A 25,012-nucleotide genomic window follows, 5' to 3' on the forward strand; every position below is an offset into this window, starting at 1 on the left:
GGTGCCCGCGGGCGACCGGCGTGCGGCCGCCTCCGCGGCGTCGCGCAGCCGGTCGAGCACCGACAGCGGCAGGGCCGAGACCACGTTGCCCGGCGGGCGGCGGGCCACCACCGGGTGCGCCCGGGTGGGGGCGATGCGGCGCACGACCTCCCAGTACACCCCGAGGCGCCGCAGCTCGGCCGGGCCGGTCACCGCCTGCAGCCGGGGGAACAGCTCGTCCTCCTCGTCCCGCACGTCCTCGCGCAGCACCTCGGCCAGGCGCTCGAGGACCGGTCCGCGCCCCGGGTCGTCGGCGTCGAGGTCGTCCAGCCGGGTCACGAGCTCGTTGACCTCCTGGTGCTCCTGCTCCACCTCGAGGGTCAGGGCGTGCCCGTCCGGCAGCGCCCGGCGCATCACCGGCCACAGGACCGACTCCTCGGCGAACGCGTGGGGGAACACGAGGCGGTAGATGCGCTGCAGGACCTCCTCCTGCTGCCGGCCGTGCGTGCCCTCCAGCTGCCGCAGCAGCCGGTCGAGCCTGACGTGGTCGCGCTTCTGGCGCACGAGCACGCTCGTGCGCCCGCCCAGCTGCGCGTCGGTCTGCGCGGCGATCGAGGTCATGGCGGGCACCTTCCGGGCGACGAGCAGGGTGCGGGCACCGTACGGCCGGGCGACGGGGCACGCACCCGGCCGCCGGCGGCAGGGCCGCGGGACGGGCCTCGCCCCGGTGCCGGCCCGCGGTAGGCTCTCAGGTGAACGACAGGGGAGCGCCGTCGGGGCGCTGAGAGTGCGGGCCACCGCAGACCCTCGAACCTGATCCGGTTAGCACCGGTGGAGGAAGTCGGGCTTCTCGATCCCTGCGCGCGCGTCGTCGGCGGCCGAGCGGCCACCGGCGGGGCGCGTGCGGGGCCCCCTTCTCGACGTCCGAGGAGGACCATCGCATGACCACCACGCACGGCGGGGCCGCCCGCCGGAGCACCGCACGCCTGGGCGCCGCCCGCCTGGGCGCCGTCACCGCCGTCGTCGGCCTGCTGCCGGCCCTGGCGGCCTGCGGCGGCAGCGGCGACGAGCCGGGCGCGAGCGCCGGCTCGGCGGCGTCGGGCACCGTCACGCTCGTCACCCACGACTCCTGGGCCGTGAGCGAGGACGTGCTCGCCGCGTTCGAGCAGCAGTCGGGCCTGGAGGTGAAGCAGGTGCCCGCCGGCGACGCCGGCACCCTGGCCAACCAGCTCGTGCTGACCAAGGACGCGCCGCTGGGCGACGTCGTCTTCGGCATCGACAACACGTTCGCCTCCCGCGTGATCGACGCCGGCGTGCTGGACCCGTACACCCCGGCCGACCTGCCGGAGTCCGCTCAGCAGTACGCCGTCGGGGACGGCGGCGAGCTGACCCCGGTGGACATGGGCGACGTGTGCCTGAACCTCGACACCGCCTGGTTCGACGAGCAGGGCGTCGAGCGGCCCGAGACCCTCGAGGACCTGACGAAGCCCGAGTACCGCGACCTCACCGTGGTCACCAACCCCGCCACCTCGTCGCCCGGCCTGGCGTTCCTGCTCGGCACCGTCGGCGCGTTCGGCGAGGACGGCTGGCAGGACTACTGGCAGCGGCTGCGCGACAACGGCCTCAAGGTCGACGACTCCTGGGAGGACGCGTACTACGCCGACTTCTCCGGGTCGGGCGAGGGCGGCCAGCGGCCGATCGTGCTGTCGTACGCCACGAGCCCGGCGTTCACCGTGACCGACGACGGCTCGGCGTCGACCACCGCGGCGATGCTGCAGACCTGCTTCCGCCAGGTGGAGTACGCCGGCGTGCTGCAGGGCGCCGCCAACCCCGCCGGCGCGCAGCAGCTCGTGGACTTCCTGGTGTCCGAGGCTTTCCAGGCCGACGTGCCCGGCCAGATGTACATGTACCCGGTGGACGACACGGTCGAGCTGCCCGCCGACTGGCAGAAGTTCGCGCCGCTCGCCGAGCAGCCGTTCACCGTGGACCCGGCCGACGTCGCCGAGCACCGCGAGGAGTGGATCGAGCAGTGGACGCAGACGGTCGTCGGCTGACGGCTCCTGCGCTGCGCGGCCGGCGCGGCGCGCCCGGCCGCGGCGGCGCGCTCGGCCGCGGCGCCGGCTGGGCGCTCGCGGCCGGCGTGCCGCTGCTGTTCCTCGGCGTGTTCTTCGCCTGGCCGGTGGTCGCGCTGGTCGGGCGCGGCTTCCTGGCCGACGGCGGGACGGTGGCCGGCGGCGTCGACCTGTCCGGCTTCCGCGACGTGCTGACCTCGCCGCGCACCTGGCGGCTGGTCGGGCTCACGCTCGGGCAGGCCGCGGCCGGCTCGGCGGCGTCGGTGCTGCTCGGGCTGCCGGCCGCCTACGTGCTGTACCGCTGCCGGTTCCCCGGCCGCACCCTCGTGCGCGGCCTGGTCACGGTGCCGTTCGTGCTGCCCTCGGTGGTGGTCGGCGTCGCGTTCTCCGCGCTGCTGCAGCCCGGCGGCCTGCTCGGCTGGGCACACCTCGAGGAGACGTTCCTGGCCGTCGTGCTCGCCCTGGTGTTCTTCAACTACGCGGTGGTGGTGCGCACCGTCGGCGGCCTGTGGGAGCGGCTCGACCCGCGCGCCGAGCAGGCCGCCCGGGCGCTCGGCGCCTCGCCGTGGCGGGCCTTCCGCACGGTCACCCTGCCGGCGCTCGCCCCGGCCATCGCCTCGGCGGCCGCCGTGGTCTTCCTGTTCTGCGCGACGGCGTTCGGCGTCGTGCTGGTGCTCGGCGGCATCCGCTACGGCACGATCGAGACGGAGATCTGGACCCGCACCACCCAGTTCCTCGACCTGCGCACGGCCGCGGTGCTCTCCGTCCTGCAGCTCGTGGTCGTCGCCGGCGCCCTGGCGGTGTCCTCCCGCGCCCGGGCCCGCCGCGAGCACGCGCTCGACCTGCAGCCGGAGCGCGCCGCGGCCCAGCCGCTGGACCTGCGCCGCGCGCCCGACGCCGTCGCCGCGACGGTCACGGCCCTGACCGTCGCCGGCCTGCTCCTGCTGCCGCTGGCCGGGCTGGTGCTGCGCTCGTTCCGCGCCGCCGACGGCACCTGGGGCCTGGACAACTACGTCGCGCTCGGCACGACCGGCGGGCGCAACGCCCTGGTGGTCACGGTGTGGGAGGCGCTGGCGACGTCGCTGCGCACCGCGGTGCTGGCCGCCGTGATCGCCGTCGTCGTCGGCGGGCTGGTGGCCCTCGTGGTCTCGCGCCGGCCGCGGGCCCGTGCGGCCCGCCGGGCCGTCGGGGTGCTCGACGCGGTGTTCATGCTGCCCCTGGGGGTCTCGGCCGTGACCGTCGGCTTCGGGTTCCTCGTGACGCTCGACCGGCCGCTCGGCCTGGACGTCGACCTGCGCACGTCGGGCCTGCTGGTGCCCGTCGCGCAGGCGGTGGTGGCGGTCCCGCTGGTGGTGCGCACCGTGCTGCCGGTGCTGCGGGCGATCGACCCGCGCCTGCGCGAGGCCGCGTCCGTGCTCGGCGCCGCGCCGGGGCGGGTGCTGCGCGACGTCGACCTGCCGGTCGCGCTGCGCTCGCTGGGCCTGGCGATCGGCTTCGCGTTCGCCGTGTCGCTCGGGGAGTTCGGTGCGACGTCGTTCCTGGCCCGGCCGGACGCGGCGACGCTGCCCGTGGTGATCTTCCGGCTCATCGGCCGGCCGGGCGCGGAGAACTACGGGATGGCGCTGGCCGCGTCCGTGGTGCTGGCGGTGCTCACCGCCGCGGTGATGATGCTGGCCGAACGGCTGCGCGGGGACCGCCTCGGGGCGGCCGGAGGGGAGTTCTGATGGGCCTGCGGGTGCGCGACGCCGTCGTGCGGTACGAGGGCACGACGGCGGTGGGCGGCGTCTCGCTCGACGTGGCCGACGGCGAGGTGCTGGCCCTGCTGGGCCCCAGCGGCTGCGGCAAGTCGTCGCTGCTGCGCGCGGTGGCCGGGCTGGAGCCCCTGGCCGCGGGGGGCGTGGCCTTCGACGGGCAGGACCTGGCCGGCGTGCCGGTGCACCGGCGCGGGTTCGGGCTGCTGTTCCAGGACGGGCAGCTCTTCGCGCACCGCGACGTGGCGGGCAACGTCGCCTACGGGCTGGAGACGGCCCGCGTGCCGCGCGCCGAGCGGCGCGAGCGGGGGCGCGAGCTGCTCGAGCTCGTGGGGCTCGCCGGGTACGAGCGCCGGGCGGTGAGCACGCTGTCGGGCGGCGAGCGGCAGCGCGTCGCCCTGGCCCGCGCGCTGGCGCCCCGTCCCCGCCTGCTGCTGCTCGACGAGCCGTTCTCCGCCCTGGACCGCGGGCTGCGCGAGCGGCTCGCCGTCGAGGTGCGCGCCATCCTCACGCGCACCGGCACCACCGCCGTCTTCGTCACCCACGACCACGACGAGGCGTTCACCGTGGCCGACCGGGTGGCGGTCATGGGCGCGCCCGAGCCGGGCGGTGCGGGCTCCGGCCCGCGAGCGTCCGACGTCGCCGGCACGGCCGCCGAGGACGACGCGGCGGGACGCTCGTCGGGAGGCGTGCTGCTGCAGGTGGCGGCCCCCGAGGAGCTGTGGCGCGCCCCGGCGTCCCGGCGGGTGGCCCGGTTCCTGGGCTACCAGGCGTTCGTGCCGCTGGCGGGGCCCGAGGCCCTGCCCGGCAGCGACGGGCCCGGCGGGGCGGGCCGCGACGGCTGGCTCGCCGTCGGGCCGGCCGGGCTGCGCGTCCTGCCCCCCGACGTGTCAGAACCTCGGTGGGGTACGGCGCACCCGGGTCCTGACAGGCCGGGAGGTGGCGGGGCGGCAGGCGGGTGGACCGGCGAGGCGGTCGGGTCGGTGTTCCGGCGCGGTCGCACCGAGGTCACCGTCGACGTCGATCTGGGCGCCGGCGTCCAGCGCCTCGCCGCGGTGCTCGACGGCGCCGCCGGCACCGCCGGCACCGGCGCGCCGGCGCCGGGCGACAAGGTGACCGTGGCGCTCGACCCGGCGGGCTGCGCCGTCGTCCGCGGCTGACCGGCTCACCGCCCGGACCGGCTCACCGCCCGGACCGGCTCACCGCCCGGACCGGCTCACCGGCCCGTCAGCGCAGCATGCCCGGCGGCGCGGGCGGCCCGGAGCCGCGCAGGCGGCGCGCCGCCTCGGCGCCGAGGAACGCCTGCCGCGCCGCGTACATCAGCGCGACCAGCGGCTGGCGGCGCATCTCGAACTCGGCGCGCTCGACGCCGCCGCGGTCGGCGCGCTGGTGCAGCAGCGCGAGCTCGACGGCGGCCTGCTGGTAGTCGGTCATGGCGCGTGCGGTGGCCGTCCCGCCCGCCGCGCGGGCCCACACCCGGGCGGCGCGGCGCGCCGGCATGCTCGAGAGCATCCGCACCTCCTGCGCGGTGACCGCGCCGGTCATCGCGTACGGCGGCAGGTAGCGCCCGACCATCGCGACGGTCCGGGCGCGGTCGACGCGGACCACCACGAGCAGCACCACCAGGACGACGAAGCCGACCCCGTAGGCGAACAGCACGCCGGCGAACCCGAACGCCGTCGCGCCGTTCCACAGGGCGTGCAGCGCCATCGCGCCGAGGAGGCCGAGGAACGCCGGCGCCAGGCGGCCGGCGCCGGGACGCCGCGTCGCCGCGGCAGCGATCCCCACGCCGGTGAGCGACGTGCACAGCGGGTGCAGCAGCGGTGTCAGGATGCCGCGGGCGAGGAACGTCGCCTCGAGCTGACCGACCTGCGCCGTCATCGTGTAGTAGCTGACGTTCTCCACGGTGGCGAAGCCGAGCCCCACCATCGAGCCGTAGATGATGCCGTCGGTGGGCCCGTTGAGCTCGTGCCGGCGCAGCCACAGCATGCCGAACAGCACGGCGCCCTTGAGCGTCTCCTCCACCACCGGAGCCCCGAGCGTGGCGCTGAGGTACTGGCCGAGGTCGGGGCCGAACAGCGGCTCGAGGAGCAGCTCGTAGCCGAGGGTGTTGACGAACATCGCGACCAGCACGGCCACCCCGGCGCCCCACAGGAACGCCAGGACCAGGGCGTCGGGCGGCTCGGGCTCGAGCCGGTCGAGCGCCAGGATGCCGGACAGCAGCAGCGGCAGAGGCAGCAGGGCCAGCAGCAGCCCGACGACGAAGCTGGGGCCCTCGAGCGCGATGACGCCGAGCGCGACCAGCAGGCACACCGAGGAGATCGCGATCACGAGGATCGTCAGGACGGACGGCCGGGCGGTCGAGCGTCCGGCCAGGATCGCCCGGGGGTCGAGGGCGGACATGCCTCGGATGCTACGGGGCCGCCCGCCCGCCCGCGCCCGGCGGCCCTGCGGGTGCCAGGGCGGGCGGCGGGGCGGGCGCCAGGGCGGGCGCCGGACCGGGTGCCGGGGCGGGCGGGCGGCGGGGCGGTCAGCCGGCGGCGCTGAGCCGCTCGACCTCCTCGGGCGTGAGCTCGAGCTCGGCCGCGCGCGCCGAGTCCTGGATCGACTCGGGCCGGGAGGCACCCGGGATCGGGATCACCACGGGGGCGAGCGCCAGCTCCCAGGCGAGCGCCACCTGGAACGGGCTGACGCCGTGCGCCTGCGCGACCTCGAGGAACGGCGCGAACTCGGGTCCGAGCTCGCCCGAGCGGGCCAGCGAGATGCCGCCGAGCGGGCTCCACGGCAGGAACGCGATGCCGAGCTCGGCGCACAGCTCGAGCTCGGGCAGCGACGAGCGGAACCGCGGCGAGAACTGGTTCTGCACCGAGACCAGCCGCCCGCCGAGGATCTCCTGGGCCTGGCGGATCTGGTCGGGGTCGGCGTTCGAGATGCCGGCCCGCTCGATGACGCCCTCGTCCAGCAGGTCGCGGATGGCGCCGACCGAGTCGGCGTACGGGACCTCGGGGTCCGGGCGGTGGAACTGGTAGAGCCCGATGGCCTCCACGCCGAGCCGCTTCGCGGACGCCTTCGCCGCCTCCTTGAGGTACTCGGGGCGGCCGTTCTTCGTCCAGCTGCCGTCACCGGGGCGCAGGTGGCCGCCCTTCGTGGCCACCAGGACGTCCGAGGTGTCGCCGCCGTACGAGCGCAGCGCGCGGGCGATGAGCTCCTCGTTGTGGCCGACCTCGTCGGCGTGCAGGTGGTAGGAGTCGGCGGTGTCGACGAAGGTCACGCCGGCGTCGAGGGCGGCGTGGATCGTCGCGACCGACCGGGCCTCGTCGGGCCGGCCTTCGATCGACATCGGCATGCCGCCGAGGCCGACGGCGCTCACCTGACGGTCGCCGAGGGTGCGGGTCTGCATGGTTGGTCCTCCCGTCGGGTCCGCGGAGGTCTGGTGTCGGGATCGCCGGTGCCGGGATCGAGGAGCCGCGGGCCGTCCGCCACGCTACGCACCGGCGATGATTCCCGCCCGGCGGCGCCGTCTACCCGGCGCACCCCGCCTGCGCGGCACCCGCTCCCGGAACCGAAGGACCCACCATGGCCACCGTCATCTCCTCCCTGTTCATCGCGCTCGACGGCGTCGTCGAGATCGACCCGGCGTGGCACTTCCCGTACTACGACGAGCACATGGGCGCGGCCGTGACCGAGGACTACGCGGGGACCGACGTCATCGTCCTCGGGCGCGTCACGTACGACAGCTTCGCCGGGGCGTGGCCGGACCGGGAGGCCGCCGGCGAGGCCGACGCCGACTTCGCCCGGCAGCTCGGCGACACCCGCAAGCTCGTGGTCACGCGCGACCGCGGGCGCGACCTCGGCTGGCGCAACGCGCAGGCGCTCGACGGCGAGCTGGTCGACGTCGTCACGCGGCTCAAGGCCGACCCCCGGCTGTCCAAGGTCCTCGTGGCCGGCTCGACCTCCGTGGTGCGCCAGCTGCTCGACGCGCGGCTGGTCGACGAGCTGCGGCTGTTGGTGCACCCCGTCGCGGCGCGCGCCGGCGAGCGGCTCTTCACCGAGGCCGGCTCGCCCTACCCCCTGCGGCTGCTGCGGTCCGAGGCGTTCCCCACCGGGGTGCTTCGGCTCGTGTACGCCCCGGGGGAGCTCGGGGACGCCGGGTACGCGGAGGCGCGCGAGAACCTGGCCCGGGCGCGCGCCGCGGACTGAGCCGCCCGCGGCGCGGTGTCCGACGAACTCCCAGGCACGCCCCAGGCCTGTCGCGGGTTGCCGGAGTGAACTGTCGTCCAGGAACCCACCTGGAGGCAGCGATGAGCACCCGACCCACCCGTCACGTCCCCGCCGCGGACCACACCTCGGACCACACCTCGGACCACACCTCGGACCACACCTCGGACCACACCTCGGACCACACCTCGGACCGCACCTCGGGCCACGCGCCCGACCACGCGCCCGACCACGCGGCCGACGTCGTCGGCGGCGCTGCCGACGGCGACCGCGGCGCCCGCGCCCGCCGACGCCACCGGGCCGGCGCGCTGCTCGCCGGCGGGCTCGCGCTCGCGCTCGTCGCCGGGTCGGCCGCCGCCGCGGCACCGCGCGAACCGTCCGCCGTCACCGCGTCCCTCGGCGCGGGCTGGGCCCCGGCGTGGTCCGGCGGCTCGGGCCCCGGGCTCGGCCGGGGCGCCACGGGCGGTGGCGCGGGCGCGGGGACGGCCACCGCGCAGGCCGGCGCGCAGGCCGACGCGACGCCGGCCACCGACGACGAGGCCACGGGCGTCGTCGTCATCGAGACGGTCCTCGGCTACCAGGACGCCGCGGCCGCGGGCACCGGCATCGTGCTCACCTCCGACGGCCTCGTGCTCACCAACAACCACGTGGTCGCCGGCTCGACCGAGATCCGGGTCGAGGTCCCGTCCACGGGCAGGACGTACACCGCCACGGTGGTCGGCACGGACGCGACCTCCGACGTCGCCGTGCTCGAGCTCGACGGCGCCCGCGGGCTGGCGACGGCCACGCTGGACGACGACGGGGAGCCGGCCGTCGGCGACGCCGTGACCGCCGTCGGCAACGCAGGCGGCACGGGCGAGCTCGTCGCGGCCGACGGCTCCGTGACCGCGCTCGACCGGACGATCACCACCGCGGCCGAGGGCGCGGCCGCGAGCGAGACGCTCGACGGCCTCATCCAGGTGGACGCGGACATCGTCTCGGGCGACTCGGGCGGCCCGCTGCTCGACGCCGAGGGCGAGGTCGTCGGCATCGACACTGCCGCGTCGTCGGGCACCGCCGACGTCGTGGGCTACGCGATCGACATCGACGACGCGATGGCGATCGTGCGCCAGGTGCTCTCCGGCGAGGAGACCGCCACGGTCTCGCTCGGCTATCCGGCCTTCCTCGGGGTCGAGGTGGCGTCCCCGAAGACGACGTCGGCAGGCCTGCCGACGCAGGGCGGCGTCGGCCTCGGCGCCCGGTACGGCTCCGGTGCGGGGACGTCGTCGGCGACCGCCGGCGCGCTCGTGGCCGGCGTCGTGGCCGGCACGCCCGCCGCGGAGGCGGGCCTGGTCGCGGGCGACACCGTCACCGCCGTCGACGGCACGGCGGTCGCCTCGCCGGACGACCTCACCACCGCCCTGGCCGCGCACGACCCGGGCGACACGGTGACGGTCACCTGGACCGACGCGGCCGGCCAGGGCCATGAGGCGGACGTGACGCTCGCCCAGGGCCCCGTCGCCTGAGGCAGCCGCAGCCGAGAGACGTCAGGATCGGTCCCGGGATCGCACGGATCCCGGGACCGACCCTGACGTTTCTCGTGAAACCTCAGCCGCGCAGCTCGCGGTACCTGCGCACCAGCGCCTGCGTCGAGGCGTCCTGCTGCTCCAGCGCGGCGTCGTCGCCGGACACGGCCGGGGCGATCTCGAGGGCGAGCTTCTTGCCAAGCTCCACGCCCCACTGGTCGAACGAGTCGATGCCCCACACCACGCCCTGGGTGAAGGTGATGTGCTCGTACAGCGCGATGAGCTGGCCCACGACGGACGGGGTCAGCGCCGGCGCGAGGATCGACGTCGTCGGCCGGTTGCCCGAGAACGTGCGGGCGCTGACCAGGTGCTCGGCGGTGCCCTCGGCGCGCACCTCGTCCGGCGTCTTGCCGAACGCCAGCGCCTTGGTCTGGGCGAAGAAGTTGGCCAGGAACAGCTCGTGCACGTCGGCGCCGGCCGGCACCTGCTTGCCGTCGCCCTCGGCGTCGACCAGGGGGTAGGCCGGGTTGGCCACGGCGATGAAGTCCGCCGGGATGAGTCGGGTGCCCTGGTGGATGAGCTGGTAGAAGGCGTGCTGGCCGTTCGTGCCCGGCTCGCCCCAGAAGACCTCGCCGGTGTCGGTGGTGACGGGCGAGCCGTCCCAGCGGACCGACTTGCCGTTGGACTCCATCGTCAGCTGCTGCAGGTAGGCCGGGAACCGGTGCAGCTGCTGGGCGTAGGGGAGCACGGCGTGCGACTGGGCGCCGAGGAAGTTGGTGTACCAGACGTTGAGCAGGCCCATGAGGGCGGGCACGTTGCGCTCGAGCGGGGTGGTGCGGAAGTGCTCGTCCATCGCGCGGAAGCCGGCGAGCAGCTCGCGGAACCGGTCCGGGCCGAACGCGACCGCCAGCGACGTGCCGATCGCCGAGTCGACCGAGTAGCGGCCGCCGACCCAGTCCCAGAACCCGAAGGCGTTGGCCGGGTCGATGCCGAAGGCGGCCACCTTGTCCAGGGCCGTGGAGACGGCGACGAAGTGGCGCCCGACGGCGGCGGTGCGCGCGGAGTCGGTGTCCTCGATCGCGCCCGCGGCGGCCAGGCGCTCCCAGAGCCAGGCCCGCGCCAGGCGGGCGTTGGTCAGCGTCTCCAGGGTGCCGAACGTCTTGGACGCCACGATGAACAGCGTGGTCTCGGGGTCCAGGTCGGCGGTCTTCTGGGCGACGTCCGTGGGGTCGATGTTGGAGACGAAGCGCGCCTCGAGACCCTCCTGCAGGTACGGCTTGAGCGCCTCGTAGACCATGACCGGGCCGAGGTCCGAGCCGCCGATGCCGATGTTCACGATGGTGCGCACCGGCTTGCCCGTGACGCCGGTCCACTCGCCGGAGCGGACCTTGTCGGCGAACGCGGCGATCTTGTCGAGCTCGGCCGCGACGTCGGCGTCCACGTCCTGGCCGTCGACGACGAGGTGCTCCTCGCCCTCGCCCGGCAGACGGCGCAGCGCGGTGTGCAGCACCGCACGGTCCTCGGTGACGTTGATGTGCTCGCCGCCGAACATCGCCTCGATGCGCTCGGGCAGGTTCACCTCGCCCGCGAGCCGCACCAGCAGCGCGAGCGTGTCGTCGGTGGCCAGGTTCTTCGACAGGTCGACGTACAGGTCCGCCGCCTGGAAGGCGAGCCGCTGGGCGCGGGCCGGGTCGGCGGCGAACCAGCCGCGCAGGTCCGGCTCGAGAGCCTCGTGGTGGGTGGTGAGGTCGGCCCAGGCGCTGGTGGTGGTCGGGTCGACGGGGGAGGACGTCGTCATGGCTCCTACCGTAATGAGGTCACCGGGGTGGTGCGGGGGGATCCGGACGTGCGCGGCGTCACGCCCGCGGGCCGCGATGGGCCAGACTGCGGGTGAGGAGCGACAGCAGCGACAGGGCCGAGACCAGCGCCGCCGGCCGGAGAGGACCCGCATGAAGCCCCGCATTGAGCCCCGCATCGCGATCGCCGGCATGTCGATCGAGTCGAGCACGTTCTCCCCGCACCGCTCGGGGTGGGAGGCGTTCACCCTGCGCCGCGGCGACGAGCTGGTGGCGCACCACCCGTTCCTCGCAGCCGGCTCGCCCCTGCGCGAGGCGGCCGCCTGGGAGGGCGTGCTGCACGCCCGGGCGCTGCCGGGCGGGACGGTGCTGCGCGAGGTCTACGAGTCGGTGCGCGAGGAGATCGTCGCCGGCCTGCGCGCCGCGGCCGGGGCCGGCACGCCGTTCGACGGCGTGCTGCTCGACATCCACGGCGCCATGTCGGTCGAGGGCTACGACGACGCCGAGGCCGACCTCGCGGCGGCGGTGCGCGCCGCCGTCGGCCCGGACGCGCTGGTCAGCGCGGCGACGGACCTGCACGGCAACGTGACGCGCGAGCTGGCCACGGCTCTCGACCTGATCACCTGCTACCGCACCGCGCCGCACGTGGACGTGGCCGAGACGCGCGAGCGCGCCGCCGCGAACCTGCTGGAGCGCCTCGCCGGCGGCGGGCGGCCGAAGAAGGCGTGGGTCCAGGTGCCGGTCCTGCTGCCGGGCGAGAAGACCTCCACGCGCGACGAGCCGGCCGCGTCGATCTGGGCGGCCGTGGCCGACGCCGCGGCGACCGAGGGGGTGCTCGACGCCGCCGTCTGGGTCGGCTACGCCTGGGCCGACGAGCCGCGCAGCCGCGCCGCCGTCGTGGTCACCGGCGACGACGAGGCCACCATCCTGCGCGAGGCCGAGCGGCTGGCCGCGATGTACTGGGACGCCCGCGAGAAGTTCACGTTCGCGGCGCCGGCCGGCACGTACGAGGCCTGCCTGCCCGCCGCCCTGCTCGCGCCGGAACGGCCGTTCTTCCTCTCCGACTCGGGCGACAACCCCACCGCCGGCGGCGCCGGCGACGTCACGTGGACGCTGCACCGCCTGCTGGCCGAGCCGGCGTTCGCCCGCCCGCGGGCCGAGGGCGGCCTCGACGTGGTCTACGCGTCGCTGCCCGACGCCGAGGCGGCCCGCACGGTGGCCGAGGCGTGGACCGCGCTGGGCCCGGGCGTCACGGTGGACGTGCTCGCCGGCGCCCGCGTCGACGCCGTGCACGCCGGGCCCGTGCGGCTGCGCGGCGTGGTCGAGTCCCTGGTCGAGGACGACCCGGTGGCCGGGACCGTGGCGGTGGTCCGCTGCGGCGGCGTGCGCGTGATCCTCACCGAGCGGCGCAAGCCGTACCACCGGGAGGCAGACTTCACCGCGGTCGGGATCGACCCGCGGGCCGCCGACGTCGTCGTGGTCAAGATCGGGTACCTGGAGCCGGTGCTGCACGCGATGGCCGCCGACTGGCGGCTCATGCTCACCCCGGGCGGGGTGGACCAGGACCTGCAGCGTCTGCCGTACCGGCGGCTCGAGCGGCCGGTCTTCCCGCTCGATGCGTTCGACGGCGAGGTGACGCTCCGTGCCGAGCTCGTCTGACGGGGCCAGCGTGGCTGGCGCGCCGGCGGGGGCGCACCGCGCGCTGCTCGAGGTGGCGGTGCAGGACGTCGCCGGCGCCCGCACCGCGGTGGCCGGCGGGGCCGACCGGCTCGAGCTGTGCGTCGCGCTCGCCGCGACGGGCGGCCTCACGCCGTCGGCGGGGCTCGTGCGGCACGTCGCGGCCGCGGCGGGCGACGTCGGCGTGCACGCGCTGGTGCGGCCCCGCGGCGGCGGGTTCGTGTACACGCCCGAGGAGCTCGCGGTGCAGGTGGCGGACGTGCGCGCGGTGCTCGACGCGGGCGCGGCCGGCGTCGTCGTCGGCGCGCTGACGCCGGCGGGGTCGGTGGACGCCGTGGCGCTCGCGGCCCTCGTCGCGGCCGCGGATGGGGCGGACGTGACGTTCCACCGGGCGTTCGACGTCGTCGCGGACCGCCCGGCCGCGCTGGAGGTGCTGGCGGCCCACGGCGTGCGCCGGGTGCTCACCTCGGGCGGCGCGGCGCGCGCCGGTGAGGGGGTCGCCGCGCTGGCCGCGCTCGCCGGCCGGGCGCGCGCGCTCGGCGTGGAGGTCATGGCGGGCGGGGGAGTGCGCACCGCCGACGTCGCGGCCCTGGTCGAGGCGGGCGTTGACGCCGTGCACCTGTCGGCGCGCCGGGCGGTGGCCGGCGACGGCGGCCCGGGCGGCGGGGGCGACGGCGGCTACGACGTGACCGACGGCGGCCTCGTCGCGGCGGCGCGCGCGGCCCTCGACGCCGCCCTTGCGCCGAGATAGAGAGCCCTGGCGCCGAGATAGAGAGCTCCCCGCGCGAGATAGAGAGGGCACCCTCTCTATCTCGCGGGGGGAGCTCTCTATCTCGCGGGGAGGAGCTTCTGGACCGCCGCCGCGCCGCCCGCGGGGCGGAAGCCCAGCGCCACGTTGATGGCCAGCATGTGGCGGTTCTCCTCGGCGTTCCAGGTTTGCACGCGCCGGGTGCCGGGCCGCAGCCGGGCCAGCTGCTGCAGGTTCACCGCCTTGACGAGCATGCCCAGGCGGTGGCCCCGGTGGGCCCGCAGCACGATCGTGTCCCACTGGAACGCGAACTCCCGCGGCTCGCGGTGCCAGGTCAGCATCGTCATGGCCGCGAGCTCGCCGGTGGCCTCGTGCTCGGCGGCCGTGACGACGAAGTCGCGACCCATCTCGGCGATCTGCTGCTCGGTGCGGCGCACACGCCCGGCGTCCCGCACGTCCTCGCGGAAGTCGAGGCCGCCCGTCGGCGCGTCGGTCGACATGCGGGTCTCGAGCACCGCGAACGGCTCCACCCACGCGTCGGGCACGCGCCCGTGCCACACGTGGACGCGGTAGCCGGCCGCACGTGCCCGGGCGTCGGCGGCGAACGCCGCGAGCCGCTCCGGGTCCAGGGGCAGGTCGAGCTGCGAGCGCCGCTCCACCTGCTCCAGGGCGTAGCCGCGCCTCAGCGCGAACCGCACGCCGGGCTCCTCGGCCGGGGCGGTGCCGGTGCCGGTCGTCGGCGTCAGCTGCGGGCCGCCGGCGTGGTCGCCGAACCCGATCCACGACTGCAGCGTGCCGCGTCCGGCCTCGCGGGCGACGCCCTCCGCCCAGGCGGCCAGCTCCGCGCCGAGGCCGCGCCCGCGGGCGCCGGGGCGCACCTCGACGATGACCTCGGCCATGTGCTGGTTGGCCGACGTCGGCAGGAACACGACGGCGGTGCCGACCACCGCGTCCGGGTCGCCGTCGGCGCCCTCGACCGCCACGGCCATGCGGACGAGCTGGTCGTCCTGGTGGCGGAGCTTCGTCGACAGCTCGGCAGCGAGGAAGGCCTGGTCGTCGTGCCCGAACTTCTCGCGCGCGACGGCGCGGCCCACCCGCTCCGCACCCCGCAGGGCCCAGCCCTCGGCAGCGTCGAGCGCCGCGTCGCCGGACGCCCCGGCGGGCGCGGCGGCCCGCCCGGCGGCGACGTCGACCAGGCGCCAGGTGCGCTGGGCCGCGGCGGCGTGCGTGGTCTCCATGCGGCCAGCATGCGCGACCGGGGTGCGCGGAGCATCACCATTTTTTCGCCCGGCACGATCGCCCGGCACTGGCCAGGATGGCCTCGTGGCCACCGACCTCGACGTGCTGACCGGGCCCGGCGCCGGGTCGCTGCTCTCGGCCGCCGTGGCGACCGCCGGCGGCGAGGTCACCACGTGGTCGGTGCGCCAGGTCGACCACCGCCCCGGCCGCTCGACCACCGTCTCCTACCGCGCCGGCGTGCGCTGGCCGCACGGGGTGCGCGCCGAGACGCTCGGGGCGAGCCTCGGGCGCCCCGAGGACGCCCGGGGCCCGGGCGTCGTGGCGCTGGCGGACGGCGAGCGCACGGCGGCGGTGTGGATGTTCCAGGACGACCCCGCGCTGCCCGCGCTGCGGCCGCTGCACGACCCGCGGGCCCTCGCCCGCCTGCTGGGCGACCTGCGGGTCCCCGGTGCGGGCGGCCCCGTGCGGCTGCAGGTGCGCGCCTACCGGCCCACCCGGCGCGCAGTCGTCGAGGCGAGCACGGGCCGGGGCCGGGTCTTCCTCAAGGTGGTGCGGCCCGACCGGGTGGTGGCGCTGCACGCGCGGCACGCGCTGCTCACCGACGCCGGCCTGCCGGTGCCGCGCCCGCTTGGCTGGACCGACAACGGGCTGCTCGCCCTGGCGCCGCTGCAGGGCACGCCGATGCGCGACGTCGTGCGCGACGGCGGGCGGGTGCCGTCGCCGGCGGACGTCGTGAAGCTGCTGGACCGGATGCCTGCCGGGGTCCGCGCGCTGCCGCGCCGGCGCTCGTGGAGCGAGGGCGCGGGGCACTACGCCGCGGTGATCGGCGTCGCGCTGCCGTCGGAGGCGGAGCGGGCGGCGCGGCTCGCCGCGGCGATCACCGACGCGGTCGCCGGCGACGCGGGCGACGACCCCACGCACGGCGACCTGTACGAGGCGCAGGTGCTGCTCGCCGGCGGGCGCATCACCGGGCTGCTCGACGTGGACTCCGCCGGACCGGGCCACCGGGCCGACGACCTCGGCTGCCTCGTCGCGCACCTGGAGACCCTGTCGCTGCTGCGCGGGTGGGACGCCGACCGGCTGCGGGCGTACGCGCGCGAGCACGCCCGGGCGTACGCCGACGTCGTCGGTCCGGACGCGCTCGCCGCGCGCACCGCCGGGGTGCTGCTGTCGCTGGCGACGGGCCCGCACCGGGTGCAGGAGCCCGGCTGGCGGGAGGCGACGTCGCGCCGGCTCGACGCCGTCGAGCGCTGGCTCGACGGGACCGCGCTGAGCTGACGCCCGCGCGGGGCCGTCAGCGGACGGGCGCCGGGCCGGAGCTGCGCCGCACCACCAGCCGCGCCGGCATGTGCACGTGCCGCTCGCGCTCCTTGCCGTCGAGCAGGTCGAGCAGCAGCCGCACCGCCTCGGCGCCCATCTGCTGCAGCGGCTGGGCCACGGTGGTCAGCGGCGGCTCGCAGTTCGAGGCCTCGGGGACGTTGTCGAAGCCGACCACCGACAGGTCCTCCGGCACGCGCAGGCCCCGCTCGCGGGCCACCTCGACGGTCCGGATCGCCGACAGGTCGTTGGCCGCGAAGATCGCCGTCGGCGGGTCGGGCAGCTCCAGCAGCGCGCGGGCCGCCTCGGTCGTGGTCGCGGCGCGGTAGCCGCCGTCGCGCACCAGATCGGGGTCGAACGGGACCCCGGCCTCCGCCAGCGCCTCGCGGTAGCCGCGCTCGCGGCGGTGCGCCGACTCCAGGTCGGTGCGGCCGCGCACGTGGCCGATGCGGCGGTGGCCCAGCTCGAGCAGGTGCCGCGTGGCGGCACGGGCGCCGCCCACGTTGTCCGAGTCGATGGTGGTGGGGCCGGTGGGGCCGGTGTGCGGGTCGATCGCGACGACGGGGATGTCCGTGGTGGGGAACAGCACCGTGGGCGTGACGATGACGGCGCCGTCGATCAGCGTGCCGGCCAGGCGGGAGAGCGACCGGCGCTCCCAGCCCACGGTGTTGTCGCCCGAGACGCTGCCGGAGTACGCCAGCACGTCGTAGCCGGTCCCGGCCACGGCCGCCGAGACGCCCTTGAGCAGCTCGGTCGCGAAGGGCTCGAACTCCGCCACGAGGATGCCGATGACGTCGGTGCGGCGGCGTCGCAGGGAGCTGGCCACCAGCGACGACTCGTAGCCGAGGCGCGCGACGACCTCGAGGACCCGCTCCGAGGTGGAGGCCGCGACGCCGTAGCGCCCGTTGATCACCTTCGAGACCGTGGCCACGGACACGCCGGCGGCCCGCGCGACGTCGGTGATCGTCACGCGGCCCAGGGGCGGCTCGCCGCTGGTGGTGCCCGGAGAGCCGGCGTCGGTGCTCACGACGACGACCGTACCGTGCCGCACCGTCGCCCCGCGCACCCGGACCGGGCGTTTCGAAACCGTTATCGAAAACGTTTGACACACGAGCGTGACGCCTGCCACTCTCGGCGGTGGCAGGTGACTGTCGATCCCGTCGAAGACGACCAAGGGGTTTCCACGATGACGAGGAAGATTCGCGGAGCGGCGCTCGTCGCCCTCGGCGCGAGCATTGCGCTCCTCGCCTCCGGCTGTGCCGGCGGCAGCTCGGACGAGGGGTCGGAGGGCGGCGGCGCCACCCTCACGATCTGGCACAACTCGACCACCGGTCCCGGCAAGCAGTACTGGGAGGACGCGGCGGCCGCCTATTCGGCGGAGCACCCGGACGTCAAGTTCGACATCCAGTCCATCCAGAACGAGGACATGGACGGCAAGCTGCAGACCGCCGTCAACTCCGGCGACCTGCCGGACATCTTCATGGCCCGCGGCGGCCAGAAGCTGGCGGACATCGTCGCGACCGGCAAGGTCAAGGACCTGTCCGACAAGCTGAGCGACGAGGCGAAGAGCAGCATGGGCGCGGCGCTGTCGGCGTTCGAGGTCGACGGCAAGAACTACGCGGTGCCCACGGCCGTGCTGCCTGGCGGCATCTTCTACTCGAAGGACCTCTTCGAGCAGGCCGGCATCACCGCCGAGCCGAAGACGATGGACGAGCTCAGCACCGCCGTCGACAAGCTCAAGGCCGCGGGGATCCAGCCCATCGCCCTCGGGGCGAAGGACGCCTGGCCGGCCGCGCACTGGTACTACTTCTTCGCCCTGCGCGAGTGCTCGCAGGAGACCATCCAGGGCCTGTCCGGCTCGAAGGACTTCTCGGACGACTGCTGGCAGAAGGCGGGCCAGGACCTCGAGGAGTTCGCGGGCACGGAGCCGTTCAACACGGGCTTCCTGACCACGCCCGCCCAGGAGGGCGCGGGTTCCTCCGCCGGCCTGATCGCGAACCACAAGGCCGCCATGGAGCTCATGGGCGGCTGGGACGTCGGCGTCATCGCGTCGCTGACCCCCGACCAGAAGCCGCTGCCCGACCTCGGCTGGTTCCCCTTCCCGTCCGTCGACGGCCAGCAGGGCGACCCGACCGCGATGATGGGCGGCGTCGACGGCTTCAGCTGCTCGCAGGACTCCCCGGCCGCGTGCGAGGACTTCCTCAACTTCATCGCGACGAAGGACCAGCAGGAGAAGTACGCCGAGGCGTACCAGACCATCCCGGCCAACCAGGAGGCCCAGAGCGTCGTCGCCGACCCGGCCCTCCAGCCGATCATGGCGGCGTACAACCAGGCCGCCTACGTCAGCACGTGGATGGACACCGTGCTCGGCCAGAACGTCGGCAACGCGCTCAACACCGCCGTCGTGGACATGCTCGCCGGCAAGGGTGACGCCGAGAGCATCGTGTCCACGATGGAATCCGCAGCGGCGCGCGGGTGACCTGGCATGGCTGACTCCCAGGCCCTGCCCGCACGGGCAGCTGCACCTGCGGGTCCCACGACCGTCGGGGGCGACGTCATGTCGCCCCCGGCGGGTCGGTCGGCGGGCCGTGCGACTCGCCCGGGGCCCGACTGGCGCAAGCGCGCAGAGATCGCGGTGCTCTCCGGCCCCGCCATCATCGTCTTCCTGACCTTCGTCATCGTGCCCGTGCTGATGGCGGCCTACTACGGGTTCTACCGGTGGAAGGGCTTCGGCCCGCCGACGGACTTCGCCGGTCTGCAGAACTACGTGACGATCCTGACCGACCCGACGTTCCACGCGGCGGTCGGCCACAACTTCGTCATCGTGATCCTGTCCCTGGTGCTGCAGGGGCCCGTGGCGATCCTGTTCGCCCTGCTGATGAACCAGAAGATCCGCGGGCGCTCGATCATCCGCATGCTCATCTTCGTGCCGTACGTGATCTCGGAGGTCATCGTCGGCACCGGCTGGGCGCTGATGATGTCCGACACCGGCGCCTTCAACACGCTGCTGGGCAAGATCGGCCTGGAGAACCTGCAGCAGAGCTGGCTGGCCGACCCGGGCATCGCGATGGGCACGCTCATGCTCATCCTCACGTGGAAGTACGTGGGCTTCGCGGTCATCCTCATGCTGGCGGGCCTGCAGTCCATCCCGGAGGAGCTCTACGAGGCCGCCGCGATCGACGGCGCGACCTTCTGGCAGCAGCAGTTCCGCATCACCCTGCCGCTGCTCGGGCCGACGATCCGCATCTGGGCGTTCCTGTCGATCATCGGCGCCCTGCAGCTGTTCGACCTGGTCAACATCATCTGGGGCCAGTACGTGGCCTCCACCGCCGGCACCTCGACGATGGCGACCTACATGTACCTCAACGGCCACATGGCCGGGAACTACGGCTACGGCAGCGCGGTCGCCGTGGTGCTGTTCCTGATCTCGCTCGTCGTGGCGCTGGTGTACCAGCGGTTCGTCCTGCGGCGCGACACCGAGGGCGCCCTGACCGGCGACTCCGGGCGGAAGGGGAAGACGAAGTGAGTGCCTCCGCCACCCTCCCCGCCGGGCTGCCCACGGCGACGCCCGGCACCTACGAGGTGCGCAGCTCCCGGAAGTTCCAGTGGGGCAGCCCGCTGACCTACCTCATCGCGCTCGTGCTCATCGCGGCGTGCATCGGGCCGGTCCTCTACATCGTCCTGGGCGGCTTCCGGACGAACTCCCAGATCACCGAGGACCCGTCGGGGCTGCCCGCGCCGTGGGTCTTCACCAACTACACCGAGGTCCTGTCCAGCGAGTCGTTCTGGATCGCGATGACGAACTCGGCGATCTCGGCGCTGGGCACCACCGTCGGCGTGGTCGTCCTGGGCGTGATGGCCTCGTACGTGATCGCCCGGTACCAGTTCGCGGGCAAGGGGGTCATGTACTCCCTGTTCGCCGCCGGCCTGATGTTCCCGATGACCGTCGCGATCACGCCGCTGTACCTCATGGTGCGCACGCTGGGCCTGACGAACACCCTCGCCGGCATCATCCTGCCGCAGATCGCGTTCGCCCTGCCCACGACGATCATCATCCTGGTGCCGTTCCTGCGGGCCATCCCGAAGGAGCTCGAGGAGGCGGCGAGCATCGACGGCGCCAGCCGGCTCGGCTTCTTCTGGCGGATGGTCATCCCGCTGTCGCTGCCCGGGGTGATCACCACGGGCATCCTCGCGTTCATCGCCGCCTGGAACGGCTACATGCTGCCCCTGTTCATCCTCAGCGACCCGAACACCTTCACGCTGCCGCTCGGGGTGGCCAACTTCGCCTCCCAGTACTCGGTGGACACCGCGAAGGTCCTCGCGTTCACGTCGCTGTCGATGATCCCGGCGCTGATCTTCTTCTCGCTGTTCGAGAAGCGGATCGTCGGCGGCCTGACGGGCGCGATCAAGGGCTGATCCTGCGCACCACCCGGTCGCGGCCGGCGGCACCCGCCGGCCGCGACCGGCGCACCACCCGCCGGCAGCGACCGGCGCACCACACGCCGGCAGCGCCGGCCCGCACCACCTCCGGCGAGCCCGGGCCACGCCCGGGCCGCCGTCCCCGACCAGCGACGTCGCTGAAGGAGTAGCACTGTGACCGACCTTGCCGCCGCCCACGTCCCGGCGATGCCCGAGGTGTCGGAGCGCGTGCGCGCGCTGCACGCCCGGATGACCCTCGAGGAGAAGCTCGCCCAGATCGTGGGCTACTGGCTGGACCAGGGCGGCAACGTCGTCGCCCCGATGCAGGGCGAGATGGCCCAGCAGGGCTCCGACTCGCTGGCGGACATCACTCGCCACGGCATCGGCCACTACACCCGCGTGTACGGCACCCGCCCGGTCGAGCCCACCGAGCGCGCCGCCTGGCTGTGGGCCGAGCAGCGCCGCCTCAAGCGCGAGACCCGCCTGGGCATCCCGGCGCTGGTGCACGAGGAGGTCCTCACCGGCGTCGCCGCGTGGAAGGCCGCGACGTTCCCGACGCCGCTGGCCTGGGGCGCGTCGTTCGACCCGGAGCTGGTCGAGCAGGTCGGCCGCGCGATCGGCGACTCGATGCGCGAGCTCGGGGCGCACCAGGGCCTGGCGCCGGTCCTCGACGTCGTGCGCGACCCGCGCTGGGGCCGCGTCGACGAGTGCATCGGCGAGGACCCCTACCTGGTCGGCACGGTCGGCACCGCGTTCGTGCGCGGCCTGGAGGACGCCGGCGTGCACGCCACCCTCAAGCACTTCCTCGGCTACTCCGGCTCGCGCGCCGGGCGCAACCACGCCCCCGTCTCGGCGGGCCCGCGCGAGGTGGCCGACGTCTTCCTGCCCCCGTTCGAGATGGCGATCCTCGACGGCGGCGTGCGCTCGGTGATGAACTCCTACGCCGAGATCGACGGCGTGCCCATGGCGTCGAACGCCGAGTACCTCACCACCCTGCTGCGCGAGCGGCTGGGCTTCACCGGCACCGTCGTGGCCGACTACTTCGCCGTGGCGTTCCTTGAGGTCATGCACGGCATCGCCAAGGACCGCGGCGAGGCCGCCGCCCTGGCGCTGACCGCCGGCATCGACGTCGAGCTGCCCGGCGGCGACGCCTACCTCGCGCCGCTGGCCGCCAAGGTGCGCGCCGGCGAGCTCGACGAGGCCTACGTGGACCGCGCGGTGCTGCGCGCCCTGGCGCAGAAGGAGGAGCTCGGCCTGCTCGAGCCCGGCGCGTTCGAGGACGAGCCGCCCGCCGCGGTCGACCTCGACTCGCCGCGCCACCAGGAGATCGCCCGGCGCCTGGCCACCGAGTCGGTGGTGCTGCTGGCCAACGACGGCCTGCTGCCGCTGAACCGGTGGACCGCGGCGCCGCGGCGCGTCGCCGTCGTCGGCCCCAACGCCGACCGCGCCGAGGCCCTCCAGGGCTGCTACTCGTTCGCCAACCACGTGCTGGCGCACTACCCGGACCACGAGCTCGGCTTCGCCATCCCGACGGTGCGCGAGGCGCTCGCCACCGTGCTGGGCGAGGCCGCCGCCGAGGCCGGCGACCCCGCGCCGGAGGTCGTCTTCGCGGAGGGCTGCACGGTCGAGGGCGACGACACCTCCGGCTTCGCCGAGGCCGTCGAGGCCGCGGCCGGCGCCGACGTCGCGGTCGTGGTCGTGGGCGACCAGGCGGGCCTGTTCGGCCGTGGCACCGTGGGCGAGGGCAACGACTCGGAGTCGCTCGAGCTGCCCGGCGTGCAGCGCGCGCTCGTGGAGGCCGTGGTCGGCTCCGGCACGCCCGTGGTCATGGTGCTGCTCACCGGCCGCCCCTACGCGATCGGCTGGGCGCTCGACGGCGAGGGGACGCGCCCCGGCGCCGTGCTGCAGGCCTTCTTCCCGGGCGAGGGCGGCGGCCTGGCGATCGCCGACCTCGTCGCCGGGCGTGCCACGCCGTCGGGCCGCCTGCCGGTGTCGCTGCCGCGCTCCAGCGGCGCCCAGCCGTACTCCTACCTGCACCCCATCCTCGGCGGGCCGTCGGACGTCACCAGCACCGACTCGACCCCGCTGCGCCCGTTCGGGTTCGGTCTGACGTACACCTCGTTCGAGTACGCCGACCTCGAGGTGGACGCGCAGGCGCCCGCCGGCGGGGCGTTCACCGCCGCCGTGACGGTGACCAACACCGGCGACGTGGCGGGCGCCGACGTCGTGCAGCTGTACGGCCACGACGTGCAGGGATCCGTCACCCGCCCGCTGGCGCAGCTGCTCGGCTACGCCCGCGTCGAGCTGGCGCCCGGCGAGTCGCGCCGCGTCACGTTCGCGGTGCCCACCACCCGGTTCGCGTTCACCGACCGCCGGATGGTCAAGGTGGTCGAGCCTGGCGACGTCGAGGTGTGGGTCGGCTCGCACGCGGCGGCGTCGGCCGCCGGGAACGGCGTGCAGGAGGCCACGGGCGGCGTCATCACCAACGAGCGCCAGGCGGAGAAGCGCCGGCTGCCCGGCACCGCGACGTCGCGCGCCGTCGTCGCCCTCACCGGCGACGTGCACGAGGTGACGGTGGCCGACGCCCGCGTGGTGGGCGTGACGGTGAGCGAGGCGGGCGGGGCGGTCGGGGCGTGAGCCTCGTCGCCAACCCGGTCCTGGCGGGCACCTACCCCGACCCGAGCGTCTGCCGCGTCGGCGACGACTACTACCTGGTCACCTCGACGTTCGAGTACTTCCCCGGGCTGCCCGTCCTCCACAGCCGCGACCTGGTGCACTGGGAGCAGGTCGGCCACGTGGTCGACCGCGAGGGGATGCTCGACTACGCGGGCATCGCCTCCTCGGGCGGGCTGTACGCGCCGACGCTGCGCCACCACGACGGGCTGTTCTGGCTGGTGTGCACGCTGGTGGACCAGCAGGACGACGCCCGTGGCGGCAACTTCGTCGTGACGGCGAGCGACCCGGCCGGGCCGTGGTCCGACCCGGTGTGGCTGGGGGAGTCCGGCATCGACCCGTCGCTGTTCTTCGACGACGACGGGCGGGTGTGGGTGCACGGCACCCGGCTCGCGGCCGAGCCGGAGTGGTTCCACCAGACCGAGGTGTGGCTGCGCGAGCTCGACCCGGCGACCATGCGGCTGGTCGGGCCCGAGCACGTGCTGTGGACCGGCGCCGTGCGCGGCGCGGTGTGGGCCGAGGGCCCGCACCTGTACAAGGTGGGCGGCACGTACTACCTGCTCGCCGCCGAGGGCGGCACGGAGTTCCACCACGCCGTGTCGGTCGCCCGCGCGGAGAAGGTCACCGGGCCGTACGAGGGCAACCGGGCCAACCCCGTGCTGACCCACCGGCACCTGGGCCGGGACGTCGACGTGGTCGGCGTCGGGCACGCCGACCTCGTCGAGGGGCCGGACGGCTCGTGGTGGGCGGTGCTGCTCGGGATGCGGCCGTACGGCGGCTACCACTACAACCGCGGGCGCGAGACGTTCCTCGTGCCGGTGGCGTGGCAGGACGGGTGGCCGGTGTTCGCGCCGGGCCTCGGCCGCGTGCCGCGGCCGGTCGAGGTGCCGTTCGCCGACCCGGCCGGGCCCGTCGGCGCGCCGCAGCACGTCGCCGCCGGCGTCGTGCGGCCCGGCGACGTGCGGTGGACGTCGCTGCGCGCACCGGCGTCGTCGTTCGCGACGCCCGACGGCGAGGGCTGGGCGCTGCGGGTGCTGCCGGCCACGCTGACCGAGGCCGGCACGCCGGCGTTCCTCGGCGTGCGCCAGCAGCACCGCGACGTGGACGTGGCCGCGACGGTGCGCGTGGACGGCCTCGCGCCGGGCGAGCGGGCCGGCGTGGTGGTGCGCCAGTCGGAGCGGGACCACGTGACGCTCGCGGCCGAGCCCTCACCCGACGGCGGGTACCGCGTGCGCGCGGTGCACCGGCGCGCCGGGGCGGAGCAGGTTCTGGGCGAGGTGACCCTCGAGGCGCCGGGCGGCGTGCTGGAGCTCGGCGTCGCCGCGCGCGGGCAGGACTACGCGCTGACGGTGGCGCCGCCGTCGCACGGCGCGGGCGGGCCGGCGGTGGTGGCGACCGCCGACGGACGCACGCTCGACTCCGTGGCGACCGGCGGGTTCCTCGGCCTGTGGCTCGGCGTCTTCGCCACGAGCGACGGCGCGCCGTCGACGTCCACGGTGACGGTCGAGCGGTTCGTCTACGCCCCGGTGGACGAGGCGCCGCCCGCCTGACGGCCGCCCCGCCCCGCCCCGCCGGCGTCCCACAACGCCGGGGGAGGCGGACGTCCTAGGCTGGCGCG

19 protein-coding genes and 1 riboswitch are annotated in these 25,012 nt (G+C 75.3%); of the genes, 13 read left to right on the forward strand and 6 right to left on the reverse strand.

Annotated features, from left to right (window positions below):
* Nucleotides 1-600: hemerythrin domain-containing protein (locus tag GSF02_RS19035; RefSeq protein ID WP_159797703.1), on the reverse strand; the 600-nt coding region annotated here is incomplete at its 3' end.
* A 130-nt stretch (nucleotides 601-730) separates the two neighbouring features.
* Nucleotides 731-836, forward strand: a riboswitch (TPP riboswitch).
* Nucleotides 837-920: 84 nt separating this feature from the next.
* On the opposite strand from GSF02_RS19035, the gene GSF02_RS14395 reads away from it, so the two are divergent.
* The 3 genes from GSF02_RS14395 to GSF02_RS14405 are packed head-to-tail and all read left to right on the forward strand — an operon-like array spanning nucleotide 921 to nucleotide 4,962.
* Nucleotides 921-2,033 (forward strand): thiamine ABC transporter substrate-binding protein, encoded by a 1,113-nt coding sequence (locus GSF02_RS14395; RefSeq protein WP_159797705.1) that lies wholly within the window; start codon nucleotides 921-923, stop codon nucleotides 2,031-2,033.
* The gene (locus GSF02_RS14400) at nucleotides 2,009-3,775 is read left to right on the forward strand and encodes an ABC transporter permease (RefSeq protein WP_408003901.1); all 1,767 of its coding nucleotides are present in this window, start codon (nucleotides 2,009-2,011) and stop codon (nucleotides 3,773-3,775) included. The genes GSF02_RS14395 and GSF02_RS14400 overlap by 25 nt, the downstream gene beginning before the upstream one ends.
* A complete protein-coding gene (locus GSF02_RS14405; RefSeq protein WP_159797707.1) occupies nucleotides 3,775-4,962 on the forward strand; it encodes an ABC transporter ATP-binding protein in 1,188 nt (395 codons plus the stop codon). The genes GSF02_RS14400 and GSF02_RS14405 overlap by 1 nt, the downstream gene beginning before the upstream one ends.
* A 67-nt stretch (nucleotides 4,963-5,029) precedes the next feature.
* On the opposite strand, the gene GSF02_RS14410 is transcribed toward GSF02_RS14405, so the two are convergent.
* On the reverse strand, nucleotides 5,030-6,205 hold the full coding sequence (locus GSF02_RS14410; protein WP_159797709.1) for a PrsW family intramembrane metalloprotease: 1,176 nt from the start codon (nucleotides 6,203-6,205) through the stop codon (nucleotides 5,030-5,032).
* A gap of 127 nt (nucleotides 6,206-6,332) precedes the next feature.
* A complete protein-coding gene (locus GSF02_RS14420) occupies nucleotides 6,333-7,202 on the reverse strand; it encodes an aldo/keto reductase (RefSeq protein ID WP_159797711.1) in 870 nt (289 codons plus the stop codon).
* A gap of 176 nt (nucleotides 7,203-7,378) precedes the next feature.
* On the opposite strand from GSF02_RS14420, the gene GSF02_RS14425 reads away from it, so the two are divergent.
* Both GSF02_RS14425 and GSF02_RS14430 read left to right on the forward strand, forming a co-directional pair.
* Nucleotides 7,379-8,002 carry a dihydrofolate reductase family protein gene (locus GSF02_RS14425; RefSeq protein ID WP_159797713.1) on the forward strand — a complete coding sequence of 208 codons (624 nt, stop codon included), beginning with the start codon at nucleotides 7,379-7,381 and terminating at the stop codon, nucleotides 8,000-8,002.
* Nucleotides 8,003-8,103: 101 nt separating this feature from the next.
* Nucleotides 8,104-9,525 (forward strand): S1C family serine protease, encoded by a 1,422-nt coding sequence (locus tag GSF02_RS14430; protein WP_159797715.1) that lies wholly within the window; start codon nucleotides 8,104-8,106, stop codon nucleotides 9,523-9,525.
* A gap of 82 nt (nucleotides 9,526-9,607) precedes the next feature.
* Here GSF02_RS14430 and pgi read toward each other — a convergent pair whose 3' ends face one another.
* The gene (pgi, locus tag GSF02_RS14435; RefSeq protein ID WP_159797717.1) at nucleotides 9,608-11,323 is read right to left on the reverse strand and encodes a glucose-6-phosphate isomerase; all 1,716 of its coding nucleotides are present in this window, start codon (nucleotides 11,321-11,323) and stop codon (nucleotides 9,608-9,610) included.
* A gap of 151 nt (nucleotides 11,324-11,474) precedes the next feature.
* On the opposite strand from pgi, the gene GSF02_RS14440 reads away from it, so the two are divergent.
* Nucleotides 11,475-12,980, forward strand: coding sequence for a M81 family metallopeptidase (locus GSF02_RS14440; RefSeq protein WP_159797719.1), 1,506 nt, complete (start codon nucleotides 11,475-11,477; stop codon nucleotides 12,978-12,980).
* A gap of 10 nt (nucleotides 12,981-12,990) precedes the next feature.
* Nucleotides 12,991-13,749: a copper homeostasis protein CutC gene (locus GSF02_RS14445; protein ID WP_235915589.1), complete on the forward strand. Its 759-nt coding sequence runs from the start codon at nucleotides 12,991-12,993 to the stop codon at nucleotides 13,747-13,749.
* Nucleotides 13,750-13,826: 77 nt separating this feature from the next.
* Here the strand turns inward: GSF02_RS14445 and GSF02_RS14450 are convergent, their stop codons facing one another.
* Nucleotides 13,827-14,984: a GNAT family N-acetyltransferase gene (locus GSF02_RS14450; protein ID WP_159797721.1), complete on the reverse strand. Its 1,158-nt coding sequence runs from the start codon at nucleotides 14,982-14,984 to the stop codon at nucleotides 13,827-13,829.
* 85 nt (nucleotides 14,985-15,069) lie between these two features.
* On the opposite strand from GSF02_RS14450, the gene GSF02_RS14455 reads away from it, so the two are divergent.
* Nucleotides 15,070-16,263 carry a phosphotransferase gene (locus GSF02_RS14455; protein WP_235915590.1) on the forward strand — a complete coding sequence of 398 codons (1,194 nt, stop codon included), beginning with the start codon at nucleotides 15,070-15,072 and terminating at the stop codon, nucleotides 16,261-16,263.
* Between the two features lie 16 nt (nucleotides 16,264-16,279).
* Here GSF02_RS14455 and GSF02_RS14460 read toward each other — a convergent pair whose 3' ends face one another.
* On the reverse strand, nucleotides 16,280-17,329 hold the full coding sequence (locus tag GSF02_RS14460) for a LacI family DNA-binding transcriptional regulator (RefSeq protein ID WP_235915591.1): 1,050 nt from the start codon (nucleotides 17,327-17,329) through the stop codon (nucleotides 16,280-16,282).
* Nucleotides 17,330-17,488: 159 nt separating this feature from the next.
* On the opposite strand from GSF02_RS14460, the gene GSF02_RS14465 reads away from it, so the two are divergent.
* The 5 genes from GSF02_RS14465 to GSF02_RS14485 all read left to right on the forward strand — a co-directional run bounded on the left by GSF02_RS14465 (nucleotide 17,489) and on the right by GSF02_RS14485 (nucleotide 24,944).
* On the forward strand, nucleotides 17,489-18,781 hold the full coding sequence (locus tag GSF02_RS14465) for an ABC transporter substrate-binding protein (RefSeq protein WP_159797725.1): 1,293 nt from the start codon (nucleotides 17,489-17,491) through the stop codon (nucleotides 18,779-18,781).
* A gap of 6 nt (nucleotides 18,782-18,787) precedes the next feature.
* Nucleotides 18,788-19,828, forward strand: coding sequence for a carbohydrate ABC transporter permease (locus tag GSF02_RS14470; RefSeq protein WP_159797727.1), 1,041 nt, complete (start codon nucleotides 18,788-18,790; stop codon nucleotides 19,826-19,828).
* A gap of 26 nt (nucleotides 19,829-19,854) precedes the next feature.
* Entirely contained in the window at nucleotides 19,855-20,718 is an 864-nt protein-coding gene (locus GSF02_RS14475) for a carbohydrate ABC transporter permease (RefSeq protein WP_201308945.1), read from the forward strand.
* Between the two features lie 210 nt (nucleotides 20,719-20,928).
* The gene (locus tag GSF02_RS14480) at nucleotides 20,929-23,358 is read left to right on the forward strand and encodes a beta-xylosidase/alpha-l-arabinosidase (RefSeq protein ID WP_159797753.1); all 2,430 of its coding nucleotides are present in this window, start codon (nucleotides 20,929-20,931) and stop codon (nucleotides 23,356-23,358) included.
* Nucleotides 23,355-24,944 carry a glycoside hydrolase family 43 protein gene (locus tag GSF02_RS14485; protein WP_159797731.1) on the forward strand — a complete coding sequence of 530 codons (1,590 nt, stop codon included), beginning with the start codon at nucleotides 23,355-23,357 and terminating at the stop codon, nucleotides 24,942-24,944. The genes GSF02_RS14480 and GSF02_RS14485 overlap by 4 nt, the downstream gene beginning before the upstream one ends.
* The last annotated feature ends 68 nt before the right edge of the window (nucleotides 24,945-25,012 follow it).

This window comes from Puerhibacterium puerhi (genome assembly GCF_009846865.1).
GTDB classification, from domain to species: domain Bacteria; phylum Actinomycetota; class Actinomycetes; order Actinomycetales; family Cellulomonadaceae; genus Puerhibacterium; species Puerhibacterium puerhi.

Bases quoted from the DNA above. Each gene is read 5' to 3' on its own strand.
- GSF02_RS14450 (WP_159797721.1), bottom strand. From the start codon at position 14,984: ATGGAGACCACGCACGCCGCCGCGGCCCAGCGCACCTGGCGCCTGGTC.
- pgi (WP_159797717.1), bottom strand. From the start codon at position 11,323: ATGACGACGTCCTCCCCCGTCGACCCGACCACCACCAGCGCCTGGGCC.
- GSF02_RS14410 (WP_159797709.1), bottom strand. From the start codon at position 6,205: ATGTCCGCCCTCGACCCCCGGGCGATCCTGGCCGGACGCTCGACCGCC.
- GSF02_RS14465 (WP_159797725.1), top strand. From the start codon at position 17,489: ATGACGAGGAAGATTCGCGGAGCGGCGCTCGTCGCCCTCGGCGCGAGC.
- GSF02_RS14440 (WP_159797719.1), top strand. From the start codon at position 11,475: ATGAAGCCCCGCATTGAGCCCCGCATCGCGATCGCCGGCATGTCGATC.
- GSF02_RS14470 (WP_159797727.1), top strand. From the start codon at position 18,788: ATGGCTGACTCCCAGGCCCTGCCCGCACGGGCAGCTGCACCTGCGGGT.
- GSF02_RS14430 (WP_159797715.1), top strand. From the start codon at position 8,104: ATGAGCACCCGACCCACCCGTCACGTCCCCGCCGCGGACCACACCTCG.
- GSF02_RS14420 (WP_159797711.1), bottom strand. From the start codon at position 7,202: ATGCAGACCCGCACCCTCGGCGACCGTCAGGTGAGCGCCGTCGGCCTC.
- GSF02_RS14395 (WP_159797705.1), top strand. From the start codon at position 921: ATGACCACCACGCACGGCGGGGCCGCCCGCCGGAGCACCGCACGCCTG.
- GSF02_RS14480 (WP_159797753.1), top strand. From the start codon at position 20,929: ATGCCCGAGGTGTCGGAGCGCGTGCGCGCGCTGCACGCCCGGATGACC.
- GSF02_RS14405 (WP_159797707.1), top strand. From the start codon at position 3,775: ATGGGCCTGCGGGTGCGCGACGCCGTCGTGCGGTACGAGGGCACGACG.
- GSF02_RS14425 (WP_159797713.1), top strand. From the start codon at position 7,379: ATGGCCACCGTCATCTCCTCCCTGTTCATCGCGCTCGACGGCGTCGTC.